At 51.4% G+C, this 24,325-nt stretch carries 20 protein-coding genes; 9 read left to right on the top strand and 11 right to left on the bottom strand.

The window, feature by feature from the left end:
• Position 1 precedes the first annotated feature (1 nt).
• The 8 genes from BEL04_RS08425 to BEL04_RS24225 form a co-directional block, all read right to left on the bottom strand.
• Positions 2-3,502 carry a hypothetical protein gene (locus tag BEL04_RS08425; protein WP_066002271.1) on the bottom strand — a complete coding sequence of 1,167 codons (3,501 nt, stop codon included), beginning with the start codon at positions 3,500-3,502 and terminating at the stop codon, positions 2-4.
• 19 nt (positions 3,503-3,521) lie between these two features.
• The gene (locus tag BEL04_RS08420) at positions 3,522-4,994 is read right to left on the bottom strand and encodes a hypothetical protein (RefSeq protein ID WP_066002268.1); all 1,473 of its coding nucleotides are present in this window, start codon (positions 4,992-4,994) and stop codon (positions 3,522-3,524) included.
• Between the two features lie 2 nt (positions 4,995-4,996).
• The gene (locus BEL04_RS08415; protein WP_066002266.1) at positions 4,997-5,377 is read right to left on the bottom strand and encodes a hypothetical protein; all 381 of its coding nucleotides are present in this window, start codon (positions 5,375-5,377) and stop codon (positions 4,997-4,999) included.
• 1 nt (position 5,378) lies between these two features.
• Positions 5,379-6,620 carry a hypothetical protein gene (locus BEL04_RS08410; RefSeq protein WP_066002265.1) on the bottom strand — a complete coding sequence of 414 codons (1,242 nt, stop codon included), beginning with the start codon at positions 6,618-6,620 and terminating at the stop codon, positions 5,379-5,381.
• On the bottom strand, positions 6,614-6,901 hold the full coding sequence (locus BEL04_RS08405; protein WP_083227818.1) for a DUF3892 domain-containing protein: 288 nt from the start codon (positions 6,899-6,901) through the stop codon (positions 6,614-6,616). The genes BEL04_RS08410 and BEL04_RS08405 overlap by 7 nt, the downstream gene beginning before the upstream one ends.
• A 336-nt stretch (positions 6,902-7,237) precedes the next feature.
• The gene (locus tag BEL04_RS08400; RefSeq protein WP_066002262.1) at positions 7,238-7,903 is read right to left on the bottom strand and encodes a response regulator; all 666 of its coding nucleotides are present in this window, start codon (positions 7,901-7,903) and stop codon (positions 7,238-7,240) included.
• Positions 7,879-9,552 carry a tetratricopeptide repeat-containing sensor histidine kinase gene (locus BEL04_RS08395; RefSeq protein WP_066002260.1) on the bottom strand — a complete coding sequence of 558 codons (1,674 nt, stop codon included), beginning with the start codon at positions 9,550-9,552 and terminating at the stop codon, positions 7,879-7,881. The genes BEL04_RS08400 and BEL04_RS08395 overlap by 25 nt, the downstream gene beginning before the upstream one ends.
• A gap of 87 nt (positions 9,553-9,639) precedes the next feature.
• On the bottom strand, positions 9,640-9,792 hold the full coding sequence (locus BEL04_RS24225) for a hypothetical protein (protein WP_175404030.1): 153 nt from the start codon (positions 9,790-9,792) through the stop codon (positions 9,640-9,642).
• 332 nt (positions 9,793-10,124) lie between these two features.
• Here BEL04_RS24225 and BEL04_RS08385 point away from each other — a divergent pair, with 332 nt between their 5' ends.
• Together BEL04_RS08385 and BEL04_RS08380 are read left to right on the top strand one after the other, a co-directional pair.
• Positions 10,125-11,009, top strand: a complete 885-nt coding sequence (locus BEL04_RS08385; protein WP_066002255.1) for a hypothetical protein — start codon at positions 10,125-10,127, stop codon at positions 11,007-11,009.
• Positions 11,010-11,066: 57 nt separating this feature from the next.
• Entirely contained in the window at positions 11,067-11,306 is a 240-nt protein-coding gene (locus BEL04_RS08380) for a hypothetical protein (protein WP_066002253.1), read from the top strand.
• Between the two features lie 7 nt (positions 11,307-11,313).
• Here BEL04_RS08380 and BEL04_RS08375 read toward each other — a convergent pair whose 3' ends face one another.
• Positions 11,314-11,991, bottom strand: coding sequence for an HNH endonuclease domain-containing protein (locus tag BEL04_RS08375; protein WP_175404029.1), 678 nt, complete (start codon positions 11,989-11,991; stop codon positions 11,314-11,316).
• Between the two features lie 246 nt (positions 11,992-12,237).
• Here BEL04_RS08375 and BEL04_RS08370 point away from each other — a divergent pair, with 246 nt between their 5' ends.
• Positions 12,238-13,482 carry a DNA translocase FtsK gene (locus tag BEL04_RS08370; protein ID WP_066002246.1) on the top strand — a complete coding sequence of 415 codons (1,245 nt, stop codon included), beginning with the start codon at positions 12,238-12,240 and terminating at the stop codon, positions 13,480-13,482.
• A gap of 194 nt (positions 13,483-13,676) precedes the next feature.
• Here the strand turns inward: BEL04_RS08370 and BEL04_RS08365 are convergent, their stop codons facing one another.
• Both BEL04_RS08365 and BEL04_RS08360 read right to left on the bottom strand, forming a co-directional pair.
• Positions 13,677-13,874 carry a hypothetical protein gene (locus BEL04_RS08365; protein WP_066002240.1) on the bottom strand — a complete coding sequence of 66 codons (198 nt, stop codon included), beginning with the start codon at positions 13,872-13,874 and terminating at the stop codon, positions 13,677-13,679.
• Positions 13,846-15,210, bottom strand: coding sequence for a hypothetical protein (locus tag BEL04_RS08360; protein ID WP_066002238.1), 1,365 nt, complete (start codon positions 15,208-15,210; stop codon positions 13,846-13,848). Before BEL04_RS08360 ends, BEL04_RS08365 begins: the two co-directional genes overlap by 29 nt.
• Before the next feature lie 79 nt (positions 15,211-15,289).
• On the opposite strand from BEL04_RS08360, the gene BEL04_RS08355 reads away from it, so the two are divergent.
• The 6 genes from BEL04_RS08355 to BEL04_RS08330 all read left to right on the top strand — a co-directional run bounded on the left by BEL04_RS08355 (position 15,290) and on the right by BEL04_RS08330 (position 24,325).
• Positions 15,290-16,063, top strand: coding sequence for a DNA/RNA non-specific endonuclease (locus BEL04_RS08355; RefSeq protein ID WP_139112960.1), 774 nt, complete (start codon positions 15,290-15,292; stop codon positions 16,061-16,063).
• Between the two features lie 13 nt (positions 16,064-16,076).
• Positions 16,077-17,222, top strand: coding sequence for a hypothetical protein (locus BEL04_RS08350; RefSeq protein ID WP_139112959.1), 1,146 nt, complete (start codon positions 16,077-16,079; stop codon positions 17,220-17,222).
• Between the two features lie 48 nt (positions 17,223-17,270).
• A complete protein-coding gene (locus BEL04_RS08345) occupies positions 17,271-17,804 on the top strand; it encodes a CHAP domain-containing protein (RefSeq protein ID WP_066002231.1) in 534 nt (177 codons plus the stop codon).
• Between the two features lie 9 nt (positions 17,805-17,813).
• Positions 17,814-18,434 (top strand): glycoside hydrolase family 19 protein, encoded by a 621-nt coding sequence (locus BEL04_RS08340; RefSeq protein WP_066002228.1) that lies wholly within the window; start codon positions 17,814-17,816, stop codon positions 18,432-18,434.
• 326 nt (positions 18,435-18,760) lie between these two features.
• Positions 18,761-22,150: a hypothetical protein gene (locus BEL04_RS08335; RefSeq protein ID WP_066002226.1), complete on the top strand. Its 3,390-nt coding sequence runs from the start codon at positions 18,761-18,763 to the stop codon at positions 22,148-22,150.
• A gap of 15 nt (positions 22,151-22,165) precedes the next feature.
• A complete protein-coding gene (locus BEL04_RS08330; RefSeq protein WP_066002224.1) occupies positions 22,166-24,325 on the top strand; it encodes a hypothetical protein in 2,160 nt (719 codons plus the stop codon).

Below are 24,325 nucleotides of genomic sequence, written 5' to 3'. Positions count from 1 at the left end.
TTTAAATTTGAGCGGTTTTAGCGATTTCTTTAGATAATTCGATCAGGGCATAATTCAGGGCGAAAAAGAACGGCGAGTCATCCACCTGGTCATTGGGATCGAGCCCCTTGATCGTTGCTTTAAAGCTGTCCCGCAGTACGCCCGTCTGGTAGACATCGGTATTGACCGGCAAAAAGAACCGCTTGTACTGCGCAAAATTTGAGATCTCCAGCTTCCGGTTGATGGTATCGACCAGACCGGTATCGTCAAAGAGCAGGTTAAAAAAATCCGTATGGTTGTCGATGAGGTCCCGGTAAAGCTCCTCGCTGTTCATCAGTTCCCCATAGCTCATCGGGCGTTCCTCATAAGCCGGGGTCCTGAAACCCTTATAGATCACGTTTTCCTTCCGGAGCTTTTTATCATTGGAACGCTGCCCTTCCAAAGGAACGTTGCCCCATTCGTTGCCATCCTCATCGCTCACCTCGTCTGCTGCATAATAGACCGCGCCACGGGCGGTGATCACTTTGGGCTCGCTGCTTTTTTCAATGATAAAATCATTCCGGGTCGCCTTGCCCGAAAAAATACCCAGCATCTTTTGGGTAAAGCCTTTCAGGTCTGCATCATTGAACAACAGGTTGATATATTCGCTTCCCTTTCCTGAAAAACTGACGGTACGGGGCAAGGCGATCTGCTTCCAGGTCGAGAGTCTGCAGATATAGAACAGGATCGCGGCATAATGGATCAGGGGCACGACCCGAAACGCGGGCTTATCCGCAAAGATCTCTTTGAACTTATACTCCGGGCTGCTGAACAGCAAACCCACAATATCTTCCGTCTTGATGCTGCTGCCATTGAGCACCCGCTCCAGGTTCCGTGAATTTTCATTGTCGACCTGGGCTTTCAACAGAAAATGTTTATAGTAGGCCACAAAGCCGTTATCGCTGCTTTGGTATTCGTTCACCCCGCTGCTCCAGAGCTGCCGGCCCGCAAAACGGAAAGAAGAACAATAGCATTGCAACTGATTACTGTCCTTGCTGTCTTCCGTCTTGGTCAGCACGATATCCGTCGTTCCCCCGCCGATATCGATATTACAGAAATTATCATTCTGGATATTGACGTTCTTGGACTTCAATTCGTAATAGGGGGCGATCGATTCCGTCACCGGGCTGGCTAGCGGCAAGGCATCCGCGCCTAACACTTCCAGTCTTTGCTGATCGAATATCCCGATCAGCTTGTTCTTCAGCGTTTCTCCCATACTGATCGGGAAGGCGAGGATGATCCTGAGCTTTTTCAGGTTTCCGTGCGATTCTTCCAACAGCACCTTCGTCCGGATCATGAGCAGCAGTTCCCTGGCGAATAAGGAAATCCGGTTGATATTGAACGAATCGCTGCTGGCTTTCTGCAAGAGCCATTTCAGGTCGGTCTTATACATGGCCTGGTCTGATAACTGGTCCTCGTCGATCAGAAACCCGATATTGGCGTCGATGAAAAGGCGGTTATTCTTCGCGTTGCCGATAAAACCGGCGCTCTCATTCGTCGCCGTCCGGAAAGGAAAGCGGACGGAAGCGCTTTTTTGCGTGCCGACCTGAAAGGGAATGAATTCCCTCAGGGTAACCAGGCGGGCCTTGTCGATCTTCGTACCGGTACTCCGCTCATAATCCAAATAACCCTCCCCGTCGTTTTGCTGCAGCCGCCCCGGTTTATTGAGCAGGTACATCTGCATTTCCTGTTCCGTGATGGCAAAGGGCTGTGCCTTTTGCACCCGTTTATCAACGACCTTGCCATACTCCACGTGGGTGTTGGAGGTACCGAAATCGATGGCATAAATGTATTCCGCCTCACCATTCCGCGCCGTTTGAAAAAGCGGCAGTATCGTACCGCCAACCTTGCTGTTATTCTTTTTAAAATTCAGCTGGATGATATCGAAGGACCGGCTGAGCTGATAATAGGTGGTCCTGGTATTAATGTCTGTATAATTCGACCGCTGGATGCCCGTCGCAGGCAGGGCTTCCAAGGCATCGTTCCGGAAAAAGCGGATGGATTCCAACTGTTGCGGCGCATTGGTCTTCTCATAAGAGGCGACCGTATATTGATTGATGAACAGCAGTTCCTGCTCCTCCGCCCGGGTAAAAGGGAAAATACCCAGGATACCTTGATAGTCGACGACCTGCTGGGCCGTATACATACGGGTGCAGGTGATCTCCCGCAAGCCCTTGGTGGGCCCGAATACGGGGACCCGGATCGTAAACCTGATTTCGCCGTTTCCTTCTTCCACGCTCAGGTATTCCTTGATCCGGTGGATGGGGAACAAATGAAAAAACAGCGGTTTGATCGGGTATAGGAAAGGTTGCTCATCCTTCAGTGTTAAAAAACGCTGGTCGTTAAGCACGTATTCCGGCAGCCGGACCAATGCCGGCTCAAAAAAATCGAACGAGGAGAAAAAAGGATACCTGATCCCCGATAAACCCGGTAGTTCCCGCTCCGTCACGATATCTGTGATCGTGTTTTCCGGATAGGCCAGTTCGGAGACTTCCGTTGCGGAGGACCAGAGGTTCGAGGCCGAAGAGTATTGCCCGTTCATCGCCATTTTGTCCAGGAGGAACAAGGGGTTCAACGGTCCCTGATAATGGGTATCCGGCGGCAAGGCGATCTTGAAATCGCTGCTTTCATTGATCCTTGCCCTGAAATCATCACCGCTTACCTGCTGGAGATGGACCTGCGCCGCCATCAGCGCCATATCCCCGAATTTGATATCGGACAGCACCGGCAAAGTCCCGTCAAAGCGCCGTTCATAGCGTTTCGCGGTGTTGGAGACATATTCCGCGATGCCTTTGAAAGAATCCCCGATCCCGGGCGTATTGACCAGTTGCTCCAGGTATTTGACGAAAGCGCTGTCCCGCTCTTGTAATTGCAGGTACTGGGAATCGAACAACACATCATCGGAAACCATGCCCCGCACGGGTCTGAACCCGCGTTCCCGCATCTTGCGTTTAAAGTTCGGCGAAGTAAAAACAAAGGTAAAAGGCGAAGTACCGCCGATCAGTACCTCTTTGCTGCCTTCTTTATAATAGATCAGGGTAATATCGATCTTTTGGCTGAACGGGTACTGGCTGGCCGCCTGTTGGAAGGACGTGGCCAGCAAGCGATGCCCGGGCCGTTCACCGAAATAGTTCAGCGCTTCGTCGCTGTTGTCGAAGGTCCAGCGCTGGTACCGGAAACGGGCCGTGTCGGCGCCGCTGGTATACAATAGCTCCAGCAGGTCCAGGGTCTCGGACACCAGACCGGCGTAGATACTGTTCGGTTCAACGGTATTCTTCCGTACCTGCGCCGCCATGATCTCGAAGGCGGTCTTGAATAAAAACAGGCGCGCCAAGGGTGTCGGGATAGAGGTTCCGGCCGAGGAAGACAGGATATTGGTTTTCTCGTTGATCTCCTGCAAATGGCCCGGGCCGATCCGGTCGGACGCCTTCCAGTCGTAAATATTGTTATTGGCGCCTTTGTGAAATCTGAAGATATACGGCATATATGAACGATTAAATGGGTTAAGGTAATGGACCAAGTTCAACTAAACAGGCCTGTGCTGTTTTGTAAAGCATGTTCAGGTATTTTTCCGGGATGCGCAGATCGTTTGGTTCGGCAACTTCGATCTTGGTTAACAGCCCGCCAACTTTATTTTTGCTCAAGCCCGATGATAAAAAACTGGTTTTGATGGGTTTGCCGTGCACCAACTGGTTTAGGTCCTTGTCGGGGCCGAAGTAAAAAGAATTAAATGCCCGGCCGTTATCCTTGCTGCTCATTTCCGTTCCGCTCCAGTTTTTGAATTGTTCGAAAAAGTCAATGATTTTCCGGTATTCCGACGGCACATCCAGCATGCCTGCGATATTTAGTTCTTTTGGCCCGTAGAAAGCATTATTGCTGAGTTCAGGAATAAGATCTGTCGCGATCTTCGCCGCATAGGCCAGCGCGGTCAGTGGACGGATGTATTGCTGTTTGGTATCGTTACTGAAATGCGCGATCCCAAAAGGGTTATCACCGCTTTCCGCCCCGAATTCGAAGCATTGGGGGCTGGATAGTTCATCGTCTTTTTTTCGTATAAAATCGAGAATAGCGGTCGCCGAGATCAGCTCTACCAGGTGGCTGTTGTTTAACTGGCCCGCGCCGCCTTCTACATTGGGTAAGGTCCCCGATTGGTTGGGGTCGGCGATATAATACAGCGAGTTCACGGTTTTTATTTTTTCATCTTCCGCATAGAAGGCCAATGCCGCTTTCGTCTTGGTGTCGAATATGGCCGAATTGATCGCGCTTTTTTCAAGGGCGTCTACGTTGAAATAGGGCATCACCGTGATAGCGCCAATCCTGGTTTTGGCCAGGTTGGCATTGGAAGTCGAATCCCGGATCAGTTTGACCAGGGTCGGAAAGCCCGAGGCCCCGGTTCCGCCAAAAATGGAGCTGATGATAAATACCCGGTCCTGTTGCGTGTAACTGCTTTCCAGGTTTTTGAACTGTGGTGAATTTTTGAGGTCATTGAATACCACGCTGCCGATGTTCGGGTTGCCCTTAAACCCGACATTCAAATTTAAATGCAGTTCGGGATGACCGTCCAGGTTATCGCTGTATAACAATTCGATCAGGTCCTTGTCCACCTGCTTCAAGGCGTTAAAATGGATAAAATTGGCGAAGGTATCGTCCTGGTTTTGGAAATTGAACTGCACGTCCAGGTCGGCAGCGTCTGAAGTTGTTGTATCCAGGCGGTTAAAAGAGCGGATCTGGGTATTGAAAAAGCTGTCGCTCCTGGAGGAGGCGTTCGGGTCCGCAAAGGTCTTCCGGATGGTATAATAACTGCGCAGCAGATCCCGTGTCCGGGCCGTATCCCCGTTATGGGCGTCCGTATCAATGATGATCGGGACGATCGTCAGGTCCGGATGGTCGAGTTTGACCCCGCTGGCCAGCAACATGGTCAATGAGCGGAGCACCCGTGAACCGGTGCCCCCAATTCCGAAAATAAATACTCTCATAATTAAAAAGGCGTTCTTTTGGAATAGATAGAAAAACGTTTAAAAAACAGCGACAGCAGGATCAAATAGACCGCTAGTAAAACCCCGTTCAGCAATGCGAACTGGGTCAGGTAAGCGTCAGCCGAACCGATGATCCCCTTGGCAATACCATAGGCCAGGCCAAAACCGATCAGGGCCGCGATAATGACCGTCAGCACCCAATGGATCCGGGTGTACCAAACGTTCCGCCAGCGGCCCAGCACCAGGTAAAACAGCAGGCCGATCACGATGGCCATCACCAGGGTCAGCAATCCGACACTGCGGTAGATCGTTTCCCGGTAATCCGGGATATCCGGGTTTTTGCCGCAAAGCAGCTCATAGATTCCTGTAAATAAAGTATTCATATCATTTGGTCAGTGAAAGTGAAAAATCGATGTAGTTTTTGTTGGACGCATCATAGGCTTCCTGCGCGCCCCTGATCAGGTACTCCAGCGCAAAGGTCTTGCCCGCTTGCTGTTTGATCCCTTTGTCGTTCATGGTGGACCAGTCCTGGTACCAGGTATCGTATTTCAGGGGTAGACGGAAATGCAGTTCCGCCTGGGAAAGGGACATTTCCGAAACGCCGATCATCAGCACATGTGTCGCGTTCTGAAAAGCCCGGGCCTGGCTCTCGGAATGAATTTTTGATGGATCGACGGATGATTTGGCCCGCACCTCAAATTTGGCGGTACAGCCACCAGCGCTCATTACCAGGTTATCCTGCAGGTACTTGATATTCTGGGCATACGAAGGCAGCGCATACAGGTCCAATACCGTGCCGATCTGCAACGATTGTCCTTTAGGAAGTTCGATATCGCTTACGCCCGAAGCGCTCTTTGACCAATCGCCCTTACGCTCCATTTCCGGTAAAATGGTATAGTGCGTTACCGGCTCAGTGACCAGGCCGAAATGCAGCGCATTTTCCGGCTTAAAACTGGAGATCCGTTCCAGGCGGTTGTTAAAATCGAGCAGCAGCGCTTTTTTGGCGATGACCCAGATGTAAAAGGGCCGTACCGTTCCCGAAAGCTTTGTTTTCTGATTCTGGTAATCATAATAGGTGCCGAAGAACCCGGACTTAAAACCATAGACACTGGCGGCAAACCCGCGTTTTCTTAGTGCGAAGAAGGTCGTATAAATACTGTTTTTGAAAGTTCCTGCATTTTCGCGGTTGATTTCCGGGTTTTTCTTGATCTCCTGGTCTGAAAAAGAAAGGATACAATCGGAAACCAGCAAAGCAACGTCATTGTCCCCGCAATGACCGGCGATATCCCCGATCATCCGCTGCAGTTCCGAACTTTTTTGCGCCGCCATCGGGGTCGTCGCCAATGCGGTGTTGAAATCTGTTACGCTACCGGGATAAGGCACCGTGGTATGGGCGATAAAGGAAATATCCACCGGCTTGATCTCCCGGTCCATTTTGACGGCCAGGTCGGAAACGATGGTCTTGTATGCTGTCTGTTCCCGGTAATAGCCCGCCATACTCGCCGAGTTATCGAGGTAGAGATGCACCTTTTTGATCTGGGGTGCCGCTACTTTTACCTGGTGCTCATCCGGCGCACATCCGGCTGCGATCAACAACAAACCGATGCAATAGATCTTTTTCAACATTCTTTCAGTTTAAGCAGGTTATCGGATTTTACGTCGTCGGCCTCAGTCTTGACATATTTGGTACCCTTGGCCGTGGTCCGCGCCAGCAGTTTCGCTTTGTTACCATCGGCGTCCTTGACATAGGCTTCTCCGCCATCCTTAACAAAATCGTATACTTCTATGCGGGTCGCAGTTCCGGTTTTTTTCGATTGTTCGTTGATCCAGCTCATGCTGCTGATCGCCACATAAGGATTCTCATGATCCCCGGCAGCCTTCTTAATACAGGTAATTCTTACTGACATATTTTTGATGGATTGATTTCTTATTTCTCCCACTTGCACCGCGTCTTTCCCTGGCTTTCCGCCTCCGATAACGTCATCTTCACGACCGTATAGGTACAATTGCTCAGGCCGCGGCAATGCTCCTTTAGGTGGTATTTTTTGGCACCGCGACTCTTACAGACATATACTATGGTTGTATCATCACGGCAGCTTTCGCTCCATAGTGCGAGCAATAATAAAACTATTTTTAAGCCCCTTTTCATCGTTAAGCATTACCCAAAACTACAGGCATACAGGAACTTATCTTTACGGGAAACCGTAATCTGAAAAAATAAATGAAGATGGATTGGATTTGGCTCAGATCACTTTGTGGTCCTTGCAATAAGCGACCAGCTGCTCGTTCTTGGTGAAGCCCAGCGTCTCTCTGATCTGGTTCAGGCGTTTCTCGACGCTGCTCAGGCTGGTCGCCTTAGCTCCGCTTTGCTGGAGGATGGCCGGGATGTTCTTTTGCAGCGTGCCCTGGGCAAGCAAGGAAATGATCTGGATATCATAAGTGCTAAAATCGTGGGCGTTTTTGCTCCGGACCGCCTGCTGGAACTCGGCCGGCACAAACTTCTTATGCTGATGGATATACTCGACCGCTGTCTTCAGATCGGTCATATCGCGGCGCCCCTTATGGACATAACCGTTGATGTCCAGTTGTTTAAACAGGTTACCCACGACCGCAGGGTCGGGTTCCGCGGAAAACACCAGCACCCGCAAGTCCGGCTGCAGGTTTTTGGCTGCCTCGATCAGCATCGCCCCGTTGCGCAACTGTTGCACGCGGCCATCTTCATCAAAAGACAGGTCGGTCAACAGCAGATCAAAAGGAGTGTTATCTTCCAGGGCTCTTTTCAACATCAACAAGGCATCATCGCAGTAATACGCATATTTCACGGTCATGACCCCCAGGTCCTTTAAGATTTGCTGGATCCACTGGTTCGAACTCTGATGGTCTTCTACGATAAGCGCGCTTTGAAACATAGCTGAATGGTTAAGCCTTGGTGGCTATGGTCAAAAATAAGTTCCCCCTGCATGGCTTTTATACGGTTTCCCGTATTCGTCAAACCGTTCTTATAGACCGTCTCTTCGGGCATGCCAATCCCGTCGTCCATATAAGTGATCACGCAGCGTTCTCCATCGGTTTCAAACTTGACCACCACATTGCCCGCCCCGCTGTGCTTTTGCATATTGACCATCAACTCCTGCAGGATGTATTTGAGCTCGAACTTATACGCCGGTTCGATCTTTTGCCAGAACTCCGCGCTATTCCCCACCAGTAGCACCTTTGTTTCCTCCGTACCGAAAGCCAGCACCAAAGCCGATATCTTTTCCTGGAAGTCCTCATCGGCGCCCGGCACCAGTTCATAGGAGATATCACGCGCTCGTTTATAGACATCGTCTATATCGTCCAGCAGCTCCTCCTGGCCCAGGCCCGTCCCGTATTGGACTTTTTTCATGATCCGATAAATATCGTTGGCTAAGGTATCATGCACCTTTTTTGAGGCCCTGCGCTGGGTCTCCCGCACCGCCTCCTGCGTTTCTTCCGCCTGCTTCCGCTTCCTTTTCCGGTACCACAGTACCACAGCAACAATAGCCAGCACAAATAGCCCAATGATCCCGTAGAGCTGGGCGTTCTTCTTAATAAGCTCGTATTTCTTGTCGGCATTCTCCTTTTGCAGGCGGAGGTTATCCGTCTTTGCCTTTTCCGTATCGTAGCGGATCAGCGCAAACTGGTTCTTGGCCGCGTTGCGCGCCGTCTGCACGCTGTCGTTCAATTGCTGGTAGGTTGAAAAATAGGTTTTCGCCGCTGGATCCGGCGCCAAAGCGATCAGCTTTTGTAAGGCCTCCAGCCGGTCATCCGGGCTGTTCAGCGCCGTCGCCACCGCGTACATTTTGCCGGCATATATTAAGGCCGAATCGGGATGAGATTTGGTATAATAGTTTGCCAAATGGATATAACTCGAATTTTGCCCCCAGCGATCACCTTCTTTCAAACGGATCCGGAGCGCCCGCATCAGGTCGGGTGCCGCATTAAAACCCGGTCGCTGCAACCAACGGGTGCTGGCCATATTGGTCAGGATCCGGGCATAGGTCCTGCCCCCGGCTTTCGTTTGTGTCAGGGCGGTCCGGTAACGTTCCAGGGCTTTGTTGTACGCCTTTTTCTTTTGATAAGCATTCCCCTGGTTATTGTACAACATGGCCAGGAATTCCTTATTGGCCGTAAACCGCATGCCCCGGTCATAAAAAGCGATCGCCTCATCATAGTTCTTGAGCTTCAGGCTGTTCGTGCCCAGGTCATTATAGTCCGAGGCGAGGCAGGCATGGTCCTTCGGATCATCTTCTCTCAAAAACTTCAACGAGAGCGACAAACTCTCCTGGCCGCCAAAATAGTCCCCGGCGTTGGATTGCAACAGGGCCATGTTATTATAAGCCATCGCCACCTGCACGCTATCTTTTGACGTGGTGGCTGCTTTATTGTAGTAATAAAACGCGGAATCGTTCTGATGGTCCCAGAAAGCCTCTGCCTTTTGATAATAACGGTTGTCGGCCACGACATCCTTTTGCTTTTCCTGGCGGCAGGCATACAGCGTGGTCAGCAAGACCGGCAACAAGAACCCAAGTTTTTTCAAAACAGCTTTAAAATATTCCTAAAGCTATTAAATAATATCAAAAAAATAAGGCAAGATCGCTCTTGCCTTATTTCGCCTGACCGGATATTAGTGAGGCGGGAAATGCCCTTCGTCGCCGCCGCTGCCATCATTTCCGATGGAATCCTGCGCCATGACGGTTGAACTGTGATGTGTTTTTGCCGAACGATGTGAAGGGCAAGCCAGGGCCAAAAAGAGGGCCAAAAATATAGAATAGTACATTTTTTTAAAGATTAAAAGGTTACGAAAAAGCAGCCCGCCCGCCAACCATATGGGGGCGGCACTGCGTGGTCGTAAGAAGCGCTTCTTACTGTTTGGGAAGTAAGCAGAGCATCGATCGCGGGGAGCTGGTAACCGCTTCCCAAGCCAGGTACAAACCCCCGCTTTCTTTGCTCATCGCGAAACCTGTTAACTGATTTCGAAACCAAAGGTATAGGCACCTAAAACGCTTTGCAGCAAGGAATTCCTGTAATTCTTATCGTTCTGGCCAGAATTCCGGGAAAGCGTAAAAAGACAGGAAAAATTAACTTAGCTTTACTTTTTAATCTATTGAAATGTCACCCGAGTACCGCGCTGCCGTATTAAAAGCTTACCAGGAGAAGAGAGATTCCGGTAACCTTTCCCCCAATTTGATCGAACCCAAATCGGGCACACTTAAAGCCGAATGCGTCACTGCTTTTGATTGGTACCAGAGCACAGACGAAGCCACGCTTCAATTATTCTATGGAAAAAAAGACAATGAAAAGGCCTACAAACAGGCCGTTAAAAATGGCGTAGCAGAGACAACCTTTAAAGCCCTGAATAATTTTTTGAATGATAGGACAGAGGCCCCTGTAGACCGGACCATTGAGTTACTCGCATTCCTGATCGACTTCCGGCCAAGACCTTACCGGTACGGCTGGAAGCCAAATGAAACCCAAGGCGAAACGGGCGGAAAAACTCCACCACCGCCACCACCAGTCAATGAAGATGATGATGACACCGGTGAAACCATCAAAGAAAATCTTTTAGCGCGCTGGATGCGCTTCGTCAATAGGAAGAACATAGCCATCACCGCCTTGGTGATAGCAACACTTACCGGAGGACTTTATGCATTGAAAAACAGCGCGGGAAAACCGCCTATCAAAAAAACTGATTCACTTTCTTTAAGTGTTATCCCAACCAGGCACATGTACTGGAACAACGACCACTACGATACCATCCCGGGCTCCACACCCAACAGTGCACCCGTCCTTACTTTGGATACCTTCAGATTGGCGCATTTCAGACAGATCACCGATACCAGTCAGATCAATGCGCAATCCATCGGGCATGTCTGGTATTTCAAGACCGCAAAAGGGCTGGCCTGTTTTACCGCAGGAGGCGCCTATCCGCTGGACACCAACCGGCGATTGAAACCCATCACCCTTTACATGATTGACAAATATTTTCATAGATAAGCACTGATAACAAGCTACTTAAAGAAATTGTATACATTTGGGTAAACCTAAACCCCGATGAAACAAGTATTGATTATCCTGAGACTGGCATTCAGCGTGGCGTGCACCAACCCGAGCAGCGCGGCCCATGCCCAAACCCGGGCCGACACCGTATTGATCTGCAAAAGCAAATCCGCACACGCCTATCATCTTTATGAATGCAGAGGCCTGAAAAATTGTACCTATACCATCATCAAGCTACCTAAGACCCAGGCGATCAAATTAGGTTACCGGGCCTGCAAGATCTGTTGCCGGTGAATGGGGATCAACGTCCATTCCAAGCTTCAAATCCCCGTGTCGTGATCAAATAATCACAACTATGCTTCAACTGCGTGATTGCCGGTTGCTGCCAATTATCGGTGGTATGGTAACCCAGCAAGGCGGTTTGCAGTTCTTTCCGGAAGCGTTGTTGTTTGTGTTGATGGAGTAAGTCCCAATAATGAAGGATGAGTTCGGTTTGGTTATCGATGAGGACCGGGCTGGGTATTTTATCGCGTTTTTGATTATTGAGGTCAGTGCGTGCGGGGAGCAGGTTCCAGAGGTCGTTGTTTTTCCAGATGGTGAAGGGGATGATGTGGTCGATGTCATAGCGGCTGATGATATCGCCGCTCCAGACGCAGCGGACTTTGCCGTCGGTTTTGAGGATCTGGCGGTAGAGGGCTTTCGATTCGAGGATATCGCGCTCGGTGACGGGGCTTCGTAATACTTCGTTGAGGACTTGGGTGGTGCTGAGTGTGTGGCCGGAGGCCTGCACGGAGAATTCGGCCCACTTAAATAAGATGGCATCCTGGCCGCTAATAAAACTGCCGAGGAACTGGAAAGCTTCGTAATAGCCGAAGGGTATGGAAAACGTTTTGCTGTCATATTGGTAGATACCATAATATTTACCGTAAATAGTCGTCCCGGTATACTTCATTGGCGTCTGCGTGATCGTGCCCGCCACCTTGCTCGCAGTTTGAGGGTTACCGAAAACCGGGCTGCGCTTCCCCGACCTGAAAGACAAGGGCCTATGAAAGTTAACCATACCCGCAAAAACCCGAACGCAGCAAGTGCACGGCTAAATCGCGCCCAGCTTTTTCAGAAACTTCGGCGCGTATTGCAGGCGCGGTAAAGTGTTTGGAAAGCGGTTGGATTTGGCAGATTTACTTAATAAAAGTAGTTATATTAGAGCACAAAAACCTATAATACCATGGACGCAGAAAATCAGTTGCGTGATTTTAGTGAATTCGACCCGAGGCTTGCTCTGGCGAATTATCAATTTCCACGTTTAGATTTATTGACACCGTTTTTCAGTAGGCCGGTCAACGCAGAGAAATTGGAAAAGGACAAAGGAATCATTGTGGATATCCTGGAGTTTAACGGGGTTTTGATCGAGCGTATCAAAGCGACTGTTGGCCCAACGCTGACTTTGTTCGAAATCATACCGGCACCGGGCGTCCGGATGTCGAAGATCCTGGCGCTGGAGGCCGACCTGGCGCTTTATTTAGCGGCCAAGGTGCGGGTTACCGGCCCACTGGCGCGCAAAGGGACGATTGGCATCGAAATGTTCCATCCGGTACCGGATAAAGTGAGGATACGGTCGCTACTGGCTTCGGATATATTCAAGGATGCGCCAATGGCACTACCGGTGGCTATGGGCAAGACTATGAACAATGATATTTTAATCGTCGATTTGGCTTACTTGCCACCTTTATTGATCGCCGGGGAGGGTAAATCGGTTTTCTTACGTTCCTTATTGCTTTCTTTATTGTACAAGAAGCATCCGGCGGAAATGAAGCTGGTGCTGATCGATACCAGTGGGATTGAATTAACCCTGTTCCACCGGATTGAACGGCATTTTTTGGCGAAGTTGCCGGAAGAAGCGCAAGCTATTGTTACCGATAGAGACAAAGCGTTGCGTACGCTGAATGCATTGTGTCTTGAGCTAGATGCGCGGTGTGACTTGTTAAAAGATGCGGATGTCTGGCATATCAGCGATTATAACGAGAAATTTGTCAGGCGAGGATGGAGCCCGGCCGGTGGATATCGCTACCTGCCTTTGATCGTGGTTGTTATCGACGAGTTTGCCGGGTTGCTGACCGCAGAGATCCAGATTAGCCGCCTGGCCCAATCAGGCCGTTCGGCCGGCATTCATTTGGTGATCGCCACACAATGCCCCTCGGCAAAAGTGATCACCAGCGCCATCAAAGCCAGCTTCATAACGCGGCTTGCGTTTCGCGTCGCCTCTGAAGCGGATTCGCGGACGATCCTCGATAACCGCGGAGCTGAGTTGCTCCATGGGAACGGCGATATGCTACTGTCGATCGGTCCTCATTTGAATCATTTACAGGGAGCGCTGGTCACCCCGGAAGAGATCAAAAACGTTTGCGCATTCATCGGAGCGCAAACCGGCTATGCAGACGCATGGCTTTTACCGGGGGCTGCGGCATACTGATCTTTCGGCCCAACGTAAACCCAAACGCAGTTACAACCGTTCCGGTCGCATGACCGATTACGGCCCGCATTATTAGCCGCTTCGGCATTACCAGCGCCAGGGAAGTAGATTGTCCGGATGATTATCCATCAGCGCTTGGTTCAGACACTCTTGAGCTGGATCGATGATAAAACCGGACTTTGAGGGTGCTGCTATTAAGGCGTCAGCAGCACCGAATCGAGTAAATACAGGGCAAAGCCAGGCTTTCCAACACCAACAATAGGCGCATGAAAGCCTTGCTGCACCTCAGGGCGTATTTCCAAAGGTGTGCCCGGAGCGATGGCAAAGCCCGGATGTTGGTCGTGAACGCCATCAGATATAGGATCATGCTGAGGCCTGAACGGCAGGCTCATCCCGGTTATTCAGCTTTAAAGCTTGCGTCAGTTCCCGCAGCGCCTGGTTATGGCCATCGGCTTTGTCCCAGTATTCGGTATGCCCGCCAGGGTAGGCCCAGAAGGACTTACGCGGAACAGGGATATCGACGATCCCTTTGCCGAAGATGCGCTGCATTGGTCCGCCGACGAAGTCGGAGGTATAAAAGATATTCGTCCAGCGCGTCATGCCGAACAGGGCGCCATGATGCAGGACATTGGCCCCTTTGCGTTTAAGGCCGTCGCCCTGGTCGAGCAGTTCCCGGTAATAGACGGTATTGGTCTTTTCGTCGGGAACGGGCGGGCAGACCGGCAGTTCGCGCTCTTCGATCAGTTTGGGAACGGCTTCGTTGGTCACCATAAAATAGTCCATCGCGTTGAGCGCCGCCCCCAGAGTGATAAAGTCGGTTACCAGCCAGGTATTGCCCAAATCCTGGGATTCTGCCCAGCACCGGTATTGCGCGGCCTGGAAGGCAGTCAGATCAAAGGACGTATCCTGCGTGCTTAATTCGTTGAGCTTGTCCATCGCAGGTTGTCCGTGGTCCGGCGCCGTGCTACAGACCGTATTGTGCTGCGTCCACAGTAACCGCAACAGGTCATAGGATACCACGGTACCTAAACTGTGCGCGACCACGATAATGCGATCGGGTTTGGTGATGTTGCTGATCGCGTGCATTTTTTTTAAGAAAGCGATGCCTTGTTGACGGATATGGCTGCGTTCGCCAATATTATCCGGTTCCGGGGTCATATAACGGGCCACATCGCCCAGCGAGTTCAAAAAAGACGTTTTAAAGAAGGAAGAGACCGCGCCGCCGATCAGGGACAGGGTCGTGCCGCCAAAAAGGGCCGCCACTGCTTTCCAGGCCGAGGGCAGGTGGAAGAAATGATGTGCGAACAGGAAACTGATCACGGCGAACAGGATGAAGAGCCCCCAGACCGTCCACCAGATTTTTTTTAACCGGGGTGGCACTTTGCTAACCGGCTTGAGGATCACCTGGGTCAGCCAGGTCTGCATCTGGCCGAACCTGGTGCCCCGCATATTATGCGCCCAATAGAACTCATAGAAATCAGTGATCGGTCGTTTCTGCGTTTTATGGTCGGCGGAATCATAGCAGCCTTCCATACTCAGGCGGCTGGTCTCGAAGATATCGCCAATGCTGTCTGGTTTGCTGCGGACCTTGACATTTTTTTCATCTGCATCCAGCGTTTCCAGTTGCCATTTCACACCGGCGACAAAGCTGCGCAGGGTGTCCATGGGACGCTGTTCGCCCATGCCGTGCACCACGACAACGGCGATCCTTTTGATTTTTTTGTTCATTTATCAATAATTATCAGATTAAATAGTTTTTAAATATCATATTATTTTTTATATTTACATGCCTGATAATTTAAACCTGATGAGGAAAAACCTACTCTTTTTTTTATCCCTGGCCCTCCTGTGGACCGCCGCAACCGCGCAAACCATCAACGCCGCTTATGTCAGTGCACTTTACGCCAAATATCCCGTAACAAAGTCGAATTTCTGTACAGACTGCTATTTATGGGTCAATCCTTATTATGTCTCCATCGGCGATGTGAAACGGCATATGCCGGTTGTGACCTATGAACATTTTACCAAAACCAATAACGACCAGGTCGCTGTGCTTAAAGTGCCGCGAGACGGCATTTACGCCGCCTGGCACAGCGTGACCGGTCAGCCGAACGAAGATAATGTCTACGCCGCGGCCAACAAGCTCGTGCGTCAAACCGACCCTAAAGCGGTGATCGCCAAGGGGCATTGCGAAGCCTGGATATTAAACGCGTTTTGTTATGATGCGGTGATCCTTTCGGATACCTACACTTTTAACGCCGGCCTGGAAAATCAGAAGCAGAATGTGGGTACCGAGATCGCGACCGAAAACATCACCCGTGAGAAACTGAAAACCATGGATGTCGACGTCTGGTGCGGTACCTGGGGGGACCAGGGCGCATTCACCGACGGCAGGATCACGGACACCTATCCCGCTTTTTACTGGAAGATCATCAGGGCGGGCGGCGAAACCACCTGTTACTGGATGCCGAACGTGGCCGCAGCCACCAAAGCGACCTTGCCCCAGTGCATCGTAACCTATGCACAACTGGTGAAGAACCTGCAGTTCGATCCTCAAAAAATATTTCCCCCAAAACCCTAAGCCTGAAACCGATATGATGAAGCTGCTTCGATTGACTACTTCCGGGATGGCGCTTGCCTGCCTGCTGCTTTTTTTTGGCCCGGCGATGGCCGCAACGTCTCCGGATTCGCTGCGTAAGGACTCTCTTCAAAGCGTTATTGACCTGAGTTCACATAAGGATACGGTCCGGATCAACGAGGTGATTGTTTTTAAATTAAAACTTAGGGAACCGGCCTCATTAGGCGCCTATCACACGCTGTACCTGAACGGTATCAAGGTGGACAGCGTTCATCCCTGGAAGGTCAGCGCGGCCGAACAACTGGTCTATTTTAAGCTGAGCGGACCGGTACGGCACCTGGCCGAACAGTTTCTGACGGCTGTGCCAACCGAAAAAATGGTCCTCCCGGTTAACCTGGGTATCGGCGGTGACCAGCAAGAACTGCTTCGCGCCCCCCAGGTATTTCAACTCGAGGTCAATCAGCATATCAGTGCCATCGGAATCTGGCTGATGGCCGCTGCTTTGATCGTGCTGGTGGGTATCGGGCTTAAATTCCATATTCTCAAAGATGACAATAACCTGTACTACAGCCTGGGCCGGACGCAAATGCTGTTCTGGACCCTGCTGTTCTCGCTGGCCTATCTGTACCTTTGCGGGGAAACGGGCACATTGCCGGATATTCCTTCATCGATGCTGGTCATCCTGGGGATCAGCGCAGCGACCACGGCCGCTTCCAAGTTTCTGGATAACAGTCATAAAGATATCACGCCAATCGATCCCACCGCCAGGAGCGAGGGCTTTTGGCTGGATATCCTTTCGGACGGGAGCAGTATCAATATCCAGCGTTTTCAAAACGTGGTGTTCAATTTGTTGTTCGGAATTATCTTCGTGCAGAAAGTACTGTCGGCGAGATTGATGCCGGATTTTGACAACAATGTTTTGCTGATGCTGGGAATCAGCGCCGGTACGTATGCAGGGATGAAAGTAACGGAGGTGACCAAGGCGCAGAACCAGCCAGCCCCACCGGTGAATTCGGATCAGCCGGCCTCGCAGGCCGGCTCCGCGGTCATTCAGCCCCCGGCGCAGGCGGACCCCGCGGTCACTGCGCCTGCGCCGCCGGTAACTACCGAGGAAGTCAAGCCGGAGCAGCACGCTACCCCAGACAGCGATTACGTGCAGTAATCCTCATTTAACTTTTAACGCCTATTGAAATTATAAAACCCAATTCATATGATCGGAGATCAAATCGCAGCTATCGCCCGAACCTTTGTCGGCCAGGAGGAAATTCAGCCCAATGCCGGCTTCAAAGATCCGGCTTACGCCGCTAAAATAAAAACCACCGGCTGGCAGACCGGTTCGCCCTGGTGCGCCGCCGCCGCCATTGTCGACTGGACGGAAGCCTATGCCCCGTATCCGGCGCTGGCCGCCCACGCCCATAAACTGTACTCGCTGAACAGCCAGGAAATGGGCCGCAATTTTCACGCGGATCCCGTTTGGCCGACCAGCACGAGCGTACCCAAAGTAGGCGCCATCGCCATTTTCGGGGACGGGGACAGTACGGTGACCGGGCATACCGCCGTCGTGGTCGACGTCCTGCCGGATAACGTGACTTATCATACCATTGAAGGCAACACCATTCCCGCCGGAAATCCGGGTAATCAGCGCGAAGGCTATATCGTCGCGCAGCATACCCATGTCGTCGGGCAGCCGCACAGTGTGACGGGGCTGAACCTGATCCGCTTCATTCATCCGATGGAACCTTAACCCTAACGCATGCCCGGAACTAAAAACTTTTACGATACCATCCGCCCCGCGCTGTTCAATGGGGCGCTGAGCACCGCGCAGGTCAATGGGATCGAAGCGATCCTGACCTGCTGCGCAGATGCCGCGATCACTGATCAACGGGAGGTCGCCTATATTCTGGCCACGATCTACCATGAATGCGACCGCACCATGCAGCCCATTGAGGAGTCGGGAAAAGGTGCCAGATATGATTACGGCAAGCAATTGAAAAGGGGTGGAGGACCCGGTAAGCGTATCCCGTATCTGACGCCCAAGCAGCTCTATTACGGACGCGGCTATGTACAGCTGACCTGGTACGAGAACTACGAAGCACAAGGAAAACTGCTCGGCCTGGATCTGCTCAACCACCCTGAACTCGTCCTGCAGCCGGCCATCGCGGCAAAGGTCCTGACCCATGGTATGACGCATGGTGATTTTACCGGGCACCGTCTGGCCGAATACTTTACGCCCCAACTGACAGACTTTGTGAACGCACGCAAGATCATCAACGGGCTGGACTGCGCGGAGCGTATTGCCGGTTATGCCGGTATTTTTCTTAAGGCGCTGACCGGGCCGGCGGCATCGGCCGAACATGACCCGCCTACGGCCTGATTGCTCTCCTGATTTCAGCGAGAGCCATTTTTCTTTTATCCCTTAGCGGAGCGTTTGTTAGTAAATGGTAAACCTATTATTAATAATTGTTAATTATTAATTAAGAATTGCATATGCCCGCGGCGCAGCGCTGCTTCTTGCCGGGATGTCGAAAAATAATTAAGGATTCAAGCTATTGTATTTGTGTAAGTTATACATTGTAATATAAATGTTACAATTGGTATACGTACAGGTAAGCACGCCAAACATATATATTTATAATATCAAAACCTGCCAATTTCCCCATCAGGCCGGTTTAATAATACCAGTAATACAACTACGAATACATGCCGAATACCATCTGCCTGACGGGGCCTGCTTTTTCTTTAAACGGGGATACCTCTTATACAGGTAACGTCATCGCCTTTATGCTGTCTTTCAATACGGAAGCGGATGCCGCTTCGGTGCTGGCCTTCGAATGGTTCCTGGACGGGGAACTGATGGTCGGACAAAGCAGCGCTGTCCTGGATGCGGAGGTGAGTTGTGGCGGCCATACGATCGGCATCCGGATCCTGTCGGCTTCCGGCTGGTCGGCGGTCAAGAGCGTTGCCTTTAAGACTTGTCTTGCGGTGATTTCGACTACCATCGTGGGGCCCGCGACGGTGGTCCAGGGTTCCAGCGCGAGTTACCGCGTGATCGAAACCTTATCGGACGGCCAGACCCGGGATGTTACTGCAGACTATATCCTGACCTGTCCGGACGGCGCCTTTACCGGCGGAAATTTCACACCTTCGGTCAATGGGGAAGATACGCATGCGGCGACGGTTACGGCCAGTAAGGCCGGGGCGGATCCGGTTACGCTGACGATCACGATCATCAGTACAGGCGGTAACGCCGGCGTACTGGTGGTGGATATTTACGACAACAGCGCCCTGCGCGTGGAGGGCCTGATTGATAACCCGGAAATACTGAACAGCCACAGTCCCGCTTTTAGCGGTAACAATGTCGTGCCCCCACTGGCGGCGCCTGCACAGGCGCTCATCCTGGCCTCGGATCTGGTCGCTTCCGCGGTGCTGAAATGGCGGTTTGAATTCAATATCGCTGCTTTACTGAACGCCTATCCGGACAGCCTGCAACTGGTTTTCCTGATCAGCGGGTTAGCGAACGCACCCGGTGCGGTACGGGGCCTGTACAGTCTGAAGACCTATGCAGGACAGATGGTCATGACCGGCGCTCCGGGCAGCTACCTGCCGACGGTCGCGGGTGCAAACCTGCATGCCCCGGTTACCTTCAATAGCTATGTGACCGGAGGAGCGGGCACGCTGCCGGATGCGGCGCTGAATGTCCTGGCCAAGTTTACTTATGATGTCGTCCACCGGACGGTATCCTGTGTCACGGTTACCTCGGTGTCCATAGTAGGGCCAGCCGCCGTTGAGCAGGGTTCCGCCGCGAATTATACGGTGCTGTTTAATTTTTCGGATGGCTCGGTTTCGGACCTGACTTCCGGATATACGCTGAGCTGCCCGGACGGCCTGTTCAGCGGGAACGTTTTTTCGCCCTTTGTCAATACCAATCCGACCCATACCACGGTGATCAGCGCCTCCAAAAACGGGCAGGTGCAACTTAGCCGGACGGTGACCATTACCAATACCAACACGAACGCGGGGATCCTGGTGGTCGACCTGCTGGGCGGCCCGACGCTGAATGTGATCGGCCTGATCGATAATACCGAAGTAGCGAATAATCACGTACCGGCTTACACCGGTCATAATAGCATACCGGCAGGTGCGACTGACCCCGCTTCGGCTCTGATCCTGGCCTCTGACCTGGTTTCAGGCAGTTCCTCTTTACGCTGGCGCTTTGAGTTCAATATCGCCCAGTTGTTGATCGAATATCCGGCCAGCCCCGAGTTCGTCTTTTTGATCAAAGGACGGGGAGATACCATTGGAGGGCTCAGCTTTGCTTTCGTGCTCAAGCAATTCGCGGCGCAGATGCTGATGAGCGGAACCACGGGTAATTTGCTGCCCGGCGTGAGCGGTGCGGACCTGCCCGGCAGCCATGTCAGTTCCGGCACCACGATGCTGGACGGCGCCAACGGCAGCTACGCGGAAGCAGATTTGCCCATACTGCTGAAACTGACCTATCATGTGGCCAGCAAAACGATCAGCTATGTAACTTACCTGGAGATCGTGTCGACCGACATTATCGGCTCGGATACGGTAGCCCAGCATACAATGCAGGCTTATCGGGTAATCGTCACTTACTCGGATGGAAGTACGGTTGATCAGACCGGCCAATATACTTTCAGCAGCCCGGCCGGGCTATTTACAGGGAATATTTTCCGGCCATTTGTTGACGACCGCTCGAGCTTTGGCGCTCAAATCACGGCGACCCCAACCAGTGGGACTCCGCTGAATAAAGCGATAACCATTACCGGAACGGGCAGCAATGTCGGCATACTGGTGGTGGACCTGTTCTCCAACAGTTCGCTGAACGTCATCGCCCTGATCGATAACGCGGAGGTTACCGAAACCCATCAGCCGGTCTATTCGGGCCATAACCTGGTACCGGCGCTGCCCGCTTCGGCGGCGGCGACCGCCTGGATGCTCGCTTCGGACCTGATTGACAGTACCGTGCTGAAATGGCGTTTCGAATTTAACATCGCCGGACTGATTAGCCGCTATCCTTTAACTGATCAGTTCGTCTTTTATATCAAGGGGCGCGGCAGTGTGGCACTGCCGGTGACGGGGCAGTACAGCCTGAAGAACTTTGCTGCGCAAATGACGCTCAGCGGCAGCCCGGGCAATTATCTGCCCAGCGTACTGGGCAGTAATTTAGGTAGCCCGGTCGCATACCGTAGTCAAGTGCTCGGCGGTGCGAACGGCAGCCACCTGGAGGCCGATCTGTATACGCTTTGCAAGTTGGTATATCATGTCGTGACCCGCCAGCTAACCTGCGTGACGGTGACTTCGGTAGCGATCAATGGCCCGGCCAGCGTTGCCCAGGGGACCAGCGCCCCCTACACGGTGCTGCTGCATTATTCTGATCAAAGTACGGAAGATATTACCGCGCATTGTGTGTTCAATAGTGCAGACGGGACCTTCTCGGGCAATACCTTCACACCTTTTGTCAACGAGACCGGTACGCATCAAACAACGATCAACGCGGTGATCGCCGGTTCGACCGCGGCTTCGGCCCAGGTAACGGTTACGAGTACGCATGGGCAGGTAGGTATCATCGTAGTCGACCTGTTTACGGTTGCTTCTCTGGATGTGATCGGGGTGATCAATAATTCGCCGAACGTGATGGAGCACATCGTAGCCTATACCGGGCACAATATCGTTCCGGCCGGATCAACGCCCGCCCAGGCCTATGTCCTGGCCTCCGACCTGGTGGCGGACAACCTGCTTAAATGGCGTTTCGAGTTCAATGTCGCGCGGCTGGCCACCGAAGTGACCGGCCCAACTGTTACCCTGCAGATCAAAGGCCGCGGACGCACCGCGGGGCTGATCTCCGGCGCCTATAACACCAAGAACAACGATACGGTGATGGTCATGACCAACCCGCCTGGATCCTATGTGCCCTCGGTCAGCGGCGGGCAGGAACTGAGCCGGAAATCTTTTACGAGTCACGTCGTGAGCGGCGCCAACGGCAGCCACGCGGAAACCGACCTGACGACGATCCTGCAACTGGTGTACAACCTGGACACCGGGGCTTTAACAGCAACCACTTATTAACAGCAACGACAAGCTATGCCGGATACCTCCACGACCTATATCTCGAAATTTGCCCCGAAATCGCATTTTATCACCGATGCGGGGTCGATTACCCAAACGCAGGCACAGGCTTTTGGCCCGGTATCTGCCGATGTGTATAAGCTTACTTCCAATTTTACGATCAGCGGTTCAGGCACGGATGTATTTGCCGCTTGTTCCGGTGTGGTGTTTATTCAGCCGCAAATGGGCAGCACCGATAAAGTGAACGTGATCCTGCGCCCGTTTACGCAGCCTATCGTCGGTTTCAATATCAAATATTTTATCTACCGCGGGCTGGGTATCAACGATTTTTTTGCCGCAGGTAAAGTGATAGCCGCCTCATCTTCCACTTCAGATCTGATCAATAGCGTAAACGCTTCTTTTGCTTCGTTTTACGGTACCGGAACGGTTCCCGATTTTCTAGCCTCTTTTATCGGCTACGACCCGGCAAACCAGGCCGATAGTCTTTTGCTGGATGACTTTTTCTTTAAGCAATCCACCTATACGGCCGGCACGGAAGATCCCGGCACGGCTTATGAATTACCCAAGGTTAACCTGGGCGATTCAATCGGCACCTTTGTCGCCGGTGAATGCGGTTTTGATATCGTTTTAAATTACGGTGATTATAGGTTGCCCACACCTAATACCGGATTTATCTTTGACTTGGCCTACGCCCGGGCGGCCTCAGCCAGTATCGATCTGAGCGGCACCAGCGATGCGCAGGTGAAAAAGATCACCCGCGAACATATCTTCCAGTTTTTGGATATTGCCGCTTACTACGGTTTTCATACCGATAACAATGGGGTAGTCGTTACCGATAGCAGCGGCACCAAAGTAAACAAAACCGGCGGCAGCATTTATACCGATGTGCTTAGCAACTTTTACACCAAAAACAACCTGTACCTGTATATCCAGAGCGACCGTACCCGCTCGTATAACTTTTACGGAAACTATAACATCAGCGCTACCGACACCAACAGTTTACTGATGGGCGCTACCGCCGACAGCCTTGCCGAGCGCACTTACGATACCAACGGCTGGCCGGTGATTATTGACCATGCCGCTCAAAACCGTACCGACGACCGCAACCAGCTGTTTTTACGGTTGGTGACCGATAATAACGTCAACACCATGCTGTACGGCCAGGTCGCACAGATCGATAACGCCCAGGCCAATAACTTTTGCGATGCCGACGACCTGCAATTGCCACCCGACACCAATGGCAATCCAAGCACTCTTACTAAAGTCATCACCCTATCTAATCCTGCCACCGGCCCTGATGGAGCAAAACTGAATGTGGCGACGTTTAATATTTTGATTTACCAGGGGCAGACTTACGATTACGTAGCGGGGCAAGTAACCGATGTAAATGGCGTAACTACAGATGTTTTAGCCGAACCGGATTTTTTTGATGATGTGTTTGATTTGTTGAATGCAACACCGCTGCTCAAAGCCGGTGACACACCTTATACTACCCTTGTTTCGCAACGGGTAAAACTGATCAACCATTATTATAACAATACACAATATGGCATCTCGGCCGTACAGACTACTATTATTAATGATCAGATAGATACTGGAGACCCAACTACGCCGACTTTGGATAGGGTAACCTACATAAGCGAAACGATTGATATTTTAAATGATGTAGTAGCAACGTTAGGGACAGTTAGTCAGGATACACAGTCATCACCGACAGCAGCTGGTAACCGATCCTATAGCTTGCCTGCACCATTTTATTATGATTTACAACCATTTAATGACGTAGCTGATAATTCGCTCTCAATAAATGGGGTAGTAATAAAAACTACCGACAATACTCTACCTAACAAAATAGTTTTAGGTATTTCCAAAACAGAAAACACTTTTTTGCAGGCGGTATTGGGCGTTGATAACTTTAAAAACCCGCGATTGTTTTTAGTGGATCTTTTTCCTGGTGCCAATCAGCTTATTTCAGAAGACGGGACAGTGTACCAGAAATTTCAACTAACTATAGTGGGAGAAGGTACAAATGGAGAATTGAGCTTAGCTTATCCTGATGAAGATGTTATAGTTTATTCAATCGATCTAAAAAGCTATTTCTCTAAAGCATATTCTGATTACATAAAGAGTGAACAAATCCAATCATTGTACTTAGATCTCGAAATTTCGTTATAA

Origin of the sequence: Mucilaginibacter sp. PPCGB 2223 (genome assembly GCF_001705515.1) — a bacterium.
Classification (GTDB): Bacteria; Bacteroidota; Bacteroidia; order Sphingobacteriales; family Sphingobacteriaceae; genus Mucilaginibacter.
This window is presented reverse-complemented; position numbering and strand designations above follow the sequence as displayed.

Bases quoted from the DNA above. Each gene is read 5' to 3' on its own strand.
- BEL04_RS08425 (WP_066002271.1), bottom strand. From the start codon at position 3,502: ATGCCGTATATCTTCAGATTTCACAAAGGCGCCAATAACAATATTTAC.
- BEL04_RS08420 (WP_066002268.1), bottom strand. From the start codon at position 4,994: ATGAGAGTATTTATTTTCGGAATTGGGGGCACCGGTTCACGGGTGCTC.
- BEL04_RS08415 (WP_066002266.1), bottom strand. From the start codon at position 5,377: ATGAATACTTTATTTACAGGAATCTATGAGCTGCTTTGCGGCAAAAAC.
- BEL04_RS08410 (WP_066002265.1), bottom strand. From the start codon at position 6,620: ATGTTGAAAAAGATCTATTGCATCGGTTTGTTGTTGATCGCAGCCGGA.
- BEL04_RS08405 (WP_083227818.1), bottom strand. From the start codon at position 6,901: ATGTCAGTAAGAATTACCTGTATTAAGAAGGCTGCCGGGGATCATGAG.
- BEL04_RS08400 (WP_066002262.1), bottom strand. From the start codon at position 7,903: ATGTTTCAAAGCGCGCTTATCGTAGAAGACCATCAGAGTTCGAACCAG.
- BEL04_RS24225 (WP_175404030.1), bottom strand. From the start codon at position 9,792: ATGTACTATTCTATATTTTTGGCCCTCTTTTTGGCCCTGGCTTGCCCT.
- BEL04_RS08385 (WP_066002255.1), top strand. From the start codon at position 10,125: ATGTCACCCGAGTACCGCGCTGCCGTATTAAAAGCTTACCAGGAGAAG.
- BEL04_RS08380 (WP_066002253.1), top strand. From the start codon at position 11,067: ATGAAACAAGTATTGATTATCCTGAGACTGGCATTCAGCGTGGCGTGC.
- BEL04_RS08370 (WP_066002246.1), top strand. From the start codon at position 12,238: ATGGACGCAGAAAATCAGTTGCGTGATTTTAGTGAATTCGACCCGAGG.
- BEL04_RS08365 (WP_066002240.1), bottom strand. From the start codon at position 13,874: ATGAGCCTGCCGTTCAGGCCTCAGCATGATCCTATATCTGATGGCGTT.
- BEL04_RS08360 (WP_066002238.1), bottom strand. From the start codon at position 15,210: ATGAACAAAAAAATCAAAAGGATCGCCGTTGTCGTGGTGCACGGCATG.
- BEL04_RS08355 (WP_139112960.1), top strand. From the start codon at position 15,290: ATGAGGAAAAACCTACTCTTTTTTTTATCCCTGGCCCTCCTGTGGACC.
- BEL04_RS08350 (WP_139112959.1), top strand. From the start codon at position 16,077: ATGATGAAGCTGCTTCGATTGACTACTTCCGGGATGGCGCTTGCCTGC.
- BEL04_RS08345 (WP_066002231.1), top strand. From the start codon at position 17,271: ATGATCGGAGATCAAATCGCAGCTATCGCCCGAACCTTTGTCGGCCAG.
- BEL04_RS08340 (WP_066002228.1), top strand. From the start codon at position 17,814: ATGCCCGGAACTAAAAACTTTTACGATACCATCCGCCCCGCGCTGTTC.
- BEL04_RS08335 (WP_066002226.1), top strand. From the start codon at position 18,761: ATGCCGAATACCATCTGCCTGACGGGGCCTGCTTTTTCTTTAAACGGG.
- BEL04_RS08330 (WP_066002224.1), top strand. From the start codon at position 22,166: ATGCCGGATACCTCCACGACCTATATCTCGAAATTTGCCCCGAAATCG.